Annotated in this window: 4 protein-coding genes and 1 pseudogene; 2 read left to right on the forward strand and 3 right to left on the reverse strand. The window is 36.1% G+C overall.

The window, feature by feature from the left end; translation table 11 throughout:
• Nucleotides 1-530: 530 nt before the first annotated feature.
• Nucleotides 531-1,604, reverse strand: a complete 1,074-nt coding sequence (locus DM84_RS04895) for a 5-(carboxyamino)imidazole ribonucleotide synthase (protein WP_250778784.1) — start codon at nucleotides 1,602-1,604, stop codon at nucleotides 531-533.
• An 88-nt stretch (nucleotides 1,605-1,692) separates the two neighbouring features.
• Here DM84_RS04895 and apaG point away from each other — a divergent pair, with 88 nt between their 5' ends.
• On the forward strand, nucleotides 1,693-2,097 hold the full coding sequence (gene apaG / locus DM84_RS04900) for a Co2+/Mg2+ efflux protein ApaG (protein ID WP_250778787.1): 405 nt from the start codon (nucleotides 1,693-1,695) through the stop codon (nucleotides 2,095-2,097).
• A 23-nt stretch (nucleotides 2,098-2,120) separates the two neighbouring features.
• Here apaG and DM84_RS04905 read toward each other — a convergent pair whose 3' ends face one another.
• Nucleotides 2,121-3,719: an ABC transporter permease gene (locus DM84_RS04905; RefSeq protein ID WP_250778789.1), complete on the reverse strand. Its 1,599-nt coding sequence runs from the start codon at nucleotides 3,717-3,719 to the stop codon at nucleotides 2,121-2,123.
• Between the two features lie 113 nt (nucleotides 3,720-3,832).
• On the opposite strand from DM84_RS04905, the gene trhO reads away from it, so the two are divergent.
• A complete protein-coding gene (trhO, locus tag DM84_RS04910; protein WP_250778791.1) occupies nucleotides 3,833-4,639 on the forward strand; it encodes an oxygen-dependent tRNA uridine(34) hydroxylase TrhO in 807 nt (268 codons plus the stop codon).
• A gap of 54 nt (nucleotides 4,640-4,693) precedes the next feature.
• Here the strand turns inward: trhO and DM84_RS04915 are convergent.
• Nucleotides 4,694-5,018, reverse strand: a pseudogene (locus DM84_RS04915) (Rpn family recombination-promoting nuclease/putative transposase); the annotation flags it as partial.

Here is a 5,018-nt window from a genome sequence, read left to right on the forward strand (position 1 = left end):
CTTTTTAAAACTTCTGGTTTTCAAGCTGAAACGCGCTTATAAGTCGTTTAAGACAGTATAGAACGTCAAATAGACAAGGGAGAATTTGAATACTAGCTGCCTCAGAGTTTTTTTGCCTTTTTCCTGCTTAGTAAATTTCTTAACGTTTGCAGTTTTGGTTATTTGCATTTAAAAGTAGCTGAATCGTAGCGTTGAGGATAAAAACGCCGATATTTGAGGTACATATAAATAATTAGCCACCGGCCGGGGCTTCTTTTGCTTTTTTTCTCGCTTGGTAAATTTCTTAAGTATTTATTATTAAAGTAGTATCCTGGATCCCAGTATCAAGTACTGGGATGGCAAGAGAAGGAGCTACTTGGATGACAAAAAAAGGAGGTACTGAGATGAAAAGAAATGGGCTACTGGAATGACAAGAGAAGGAGGCAATGGAATGACACCGAAGGGGATATGTGCTTTGAGCAAATTTGGCTATAAAACTAAGCGCACTTTTTTCTAAAACAAACATCTATACAATTGCGAAGTTATGGTGTCTAACTCAAATCTATATTGACATGTCCCATTTTACGCTTATCCCTGACCTCTTTCTTTCCATATATGGTTAAGCTAGCTTTTTTATTGCTCAGATACTTATGGAAATCATATATATCACTACCTATTATGTTCTTCGTCATGCAAGGAAAGCGTAGTGCTACTTCCTGCATAGGTAACCCGCATATTACCCTAACCAATTGCTCAAACTGACTAACATTGCATGCATCCAAGCTCCAGTGGCAGGAATTGTGAGGTCTTGGAGCTAGCTCGTTAACTAGCAGTTCATTATTTTTAGTAATGAAAAATTCAATAGCAAGGATTCCTACTACATCAAGCGCATCTGCTATTTTCCCTGCGGTTTGTTGTACCTCTTGAGCTAATTTACTATCTATTTTGGCTGGCACTGTTGAAGTGTCAAGTATTCCATCAACGTGGTGATTTTCTGCTATAGGAAAAAAAGTTACTTTACCGTTTTTATCTCTTGCAACAACTATTGAAGCCTCTTTTAGTAAATCAACACCTGCTTCGAGGATATATTTTGTGTTCCAATCAAAGGAAGCAAATTGTTTCGCTTCAGAATCATTCTCGATCACATATTGTCCTTTTCCATCGTAACCCATTTCTGTTGTTTTCAGCCTTATTGGATAGCCAAAAGTTCTACTGCTTTCTAATAGCTCATCATGATTTTGTATATTTTTATAACCAGCGGTTTTTATACCCGAATCTCTAATAAAGTCTTTTTCTCTCAGCCTATTTTGCGAAATATGTAATGCTCTTTTACCCGGATAAAAATCCACATGCTGTGATATAATGTCAACTGCGTCACAAGGAATATTTTCAGATTCAATAGTGACTAAATCCACGCTCTGTGCAAAAGATACAAGTGCCTTCCTATCAGAAAAATCTGCTATTGTTACACTACCGGCAACAGAGCAAGCTGGATCATCCTTAGCATGGGTAAAAATATGTGTTTTTTGCCCAAGTTTTGTTGCAGCAATAGCAGTCATCTTACCTAATTGTCCACTACCTATTATTCCTATTACTCTTTCGCTGAGCATATCTGATCCACCCATATTATCACTGCTAAATAGAATACGATAACATGCTTGAAGAATCTATGAAAATAGTGTATAATTAGGTGTTGTTTTCTTAAATTATAATATGGCTCTGGAATACACACTTACTACTAACTCTGTTGAAGTTACAGTTCTGCCAGTTTACATTGAGGAGCAATCTATTCCTTATGAAAATTGCTATGTGTGGGTATACAATGTTAAAATAAAAAATAAAAGTTCGTCAACTATTCAATTGCTGAGCCGCCATTGGCAGATAATAGATTACAAAGGGAAGGTAAATGAAATTGCAGGTGCTGGTGTTATTGGAGAGCAGCCTGTGATAAAGCCTGGAGAAGTATTTAGGTATACGAGCGGGACATACTTAAACGCACCATCGGGAATAATGCAAGGAAGGTACGAATTTCTAAATGAAGAAAGCACAAAAGTCTTTGAGGTCATGATACCGCCTTTTTCTCTGGATAGTCCATACATAAACTCTAGACCGCACTAGATCTAGTGGACTGTCGTTAAAATTTATTTTTTACTCCCATCATCAAGCTTAAACAAGATCATTGTGGAAATTAAGCCGATCGTAACTATCATTAACGAAAATGGGGCAGCCTCTCTGTAACGCTCATCGCTTACAAGCTCATATATTCTAGTTGATATAGTTTCAAAATTAAATGGCCTTATAATGAGTGTTGCCGTGAGTTCCTTGATAGTATCCATAAACACGAGCAAAAACCCCGACAGTATACTTTTCCTGATGAGAGGAATATGAACATTCAGACATGTGAAAATAGGTCCATGACCCATAGTATACGCGGTCCACTCAATTTCATTTGGTGTTTTTTTGAGCCCTGATTCTATTGCTTTAAAAGATATAGCAAAAAAACGAAATAAATACGAGTAAATCAAGGCACCAACAGTTCCTACTAAGCTCACTTCCACAATATATTGAGTAACAAAAGAAGATATCTTGCTTAAAAATATTATTATACTAATTGCGATAATCGCATTTGGAATTGCGTAGCCTAAAGAAATAAGACGTGCTACACTACTGATAGCCCTATTTTTACGAGCCGCATATCCAATCATTATTGCAATGCTAATCGAGATTAGCGCGGTAACAAATGATAAACTAAAGCTATTTGCTATTATGCTATAAAATCTTGCCTCATATATGAAAAACCCCTTCTCTATACTCCAATATATCAGTGGAATAATTGGTAAAGCAAAACCTATCAATATTGGCAATACACACATGATATAAGCAAAGATCAATGGCGCAGCACCATTTATACTGCGCTTGTTGTGGTAGTCTGAATTAGTACTGATTGCAGAATAGGAGATCCCCCTTTTTTGCAGGATTTTTTCAACAGTTATTAGTGTTGCAATGAAGATCAATTCTGCAACTGCTAAAACAGTAGCTGAATATTTATCATGCAGCAAAAACCAGGTGCGATATACTCCTGTTGTAAAAGTGTCAATTGCAAGAAACTGTGGTGTACCAAAATCCGTAATTACTTCCATTAGCACCAAGGATAATCCAGCTATAATTGATGGACGTATAGAGGGTATTATGACAGAAAATAAGCTCTGCAGTGAGGAGAACCCAAGTGTCAATGCAATAGTAACCGAGTTGCTAACGCTCCTTAGACTTGAGCGGACCAATATGTAAACGTATGGATATAAACTGAACCCCATCACTAATATTCCACCACCTAAAGATTTGATCTCGGGAAACCAGTAATCGCCTTTGCTCCACTCTAAAATTTCTCTTAACAAACTCTGAATCGGACCTGAGAACTCTAGCGTGTTTACATAGATAAACGCTACTATATACCCAGGAATCGATAGCGGAAAAAATAAAGCAATCTCAAAAATTCTACTCCCAGGAAATGAAAAAAATGTGGTGAGCCATGCTGGTATCACTCCAAATATAAAAGATATACTTCCAACCCCTACCATCAAGATTAACGTATTCAGTATATATTCAGGAAAAAGTGTACTGATTACCCACCCAGAATCTGCCGATTTTGTAAATAGAATCGATATTAACGATAATATAGGGCAGATAAATAATATACTTACTAGAAATAAGAATATATTTTTAAATATTCTTAAAAACATTAAATTAAATCCACACTTAATATTAAAATGTTATATACAAAAGCTGAAGATATCCAGAGTTGAATATCTTTATAATTTTATATATTATATTCTGAGTTGATAAGTTAATAATCATGAACTTTGTCATAGCAACTTTCTACCATTTTGTAGAACTCTCTAACTATTACGACATGAAAGACGAAATAAAAGCTGCATGCGATAACGTTGGGCTGAAGGGTACTATACTCCTTGCAGAGGAGGGCATCAACGCAACCATATCCGGTGAAAGAAACGCAATTGATAAAACGTTTGAGTTTCTATGTTCTGATTGTAGGCTGAGAGATCTTACGTGGAAAGAAAGTACAGCAGAATATCAACCATTTAACAAGATGAAAGTGAGGTTAAAAAAAGAAATTGTAAACCTCGGTGTAAGCAATCTCGATATTTCTCTTAGAGGTAAATATGTTGACCCAGAGTATTGGGATGATTTTATCTCTCGACCTGACGTTTTAGTAATAGACACGCGAAATGAGTACGAAGTAAAATTAGGTAAGTTCAAGAATGCAATCAATCCACACACTCAATGTTTTCGTGAGTTTCCTCAGTGGGCAAAGTCATTTTCTGAGAATAAAGACATGAAAGTGGCTATGTACTGCACTGGTGGAATAAGGTGCGAAAAATCTACAGCGTACATGAAAAGCCTTGGATTTAACGATGTGTACCATCTTAAAGGTGGTGTTCTTTCTTATCTTGAAAAAACTCATAATAAAAATGGTAATTGGGAAGGCGAATGTTTCGTTTTTGACGATAGAATTGCTGTTAATAACTCACTTGCCCCAAGCGATAAAATAAAATGCATATTTTGCTCAAATCAAGTTCCAACTGATGAACTGAAATCAGTCTCACGTGGTCAGGTAGTTTGCTCTGATTGTAAAGCTTAACAATTAAAAAACTGGATTTATCTACACCTGTCTATTCAGCTAAGTTATTTGAAATCAACTCGTAACTTCTTCTTTGAGTCGTGCAATTTCAGCTTTAGGAAGACCAGTAGTTTGAGCTATGATATCAATAGAAACTCCTGCTTTAAGTAGATTTTTAGCAACTTCAATTTCCCTTTTTTTCTGCCTTTTTCTTCGCCGATTTGGATGCCTTCTTTTCTGCCTTCGTCTCTAGCATCATCAAGTTTTTGAGCGAGGACAGCCTTCTCATCACGAATACGCTTTATCTCTTGTTCATATGCTATGAACTCTTTTTCTGACCAATTAAATCTATTTAGCTCCTCATATGCTTTTTTGATTATTACATCACTTCCTATTATTC

This window comes from Wolbachia pipientis (genome assembly GCF_023661085.1).
Taxonomy (GTDB): Bacteria; Pseudomonadota; Alphaproteobacteria; order Rickettsiales; family Anaplasmataceae; genus Wolbachia.

Coding starts and splice junctions, on each gene's coding strand:
- DM84_RS04895 (WP_250778784.1), bottom strand. CDS start 1,604: ATGGGTGGATCAGATATGCTCAGCGAAAGAGTAATAGGAATAATAGGT.
- apaG (WP_250778787.1), top strand. CDS start 1,693: ATGGCTCTGGAATACACACTTACTACTAACTCTGTTGAAGTTACAGTT.
- DM84_RS04905 (WP_250778789.1), bottom strand. CDS start 3,719: ATGTTTTTAAGAATATTTAAAAATATATTCTTATTTCTAGTAAGTATA.
- trhO (WP_250778791.1), top strand. CDS start 3,833: ATGAACTTTGTCATAGCAACTTTCTACCATTTTGTAGAACTCTCTAAC.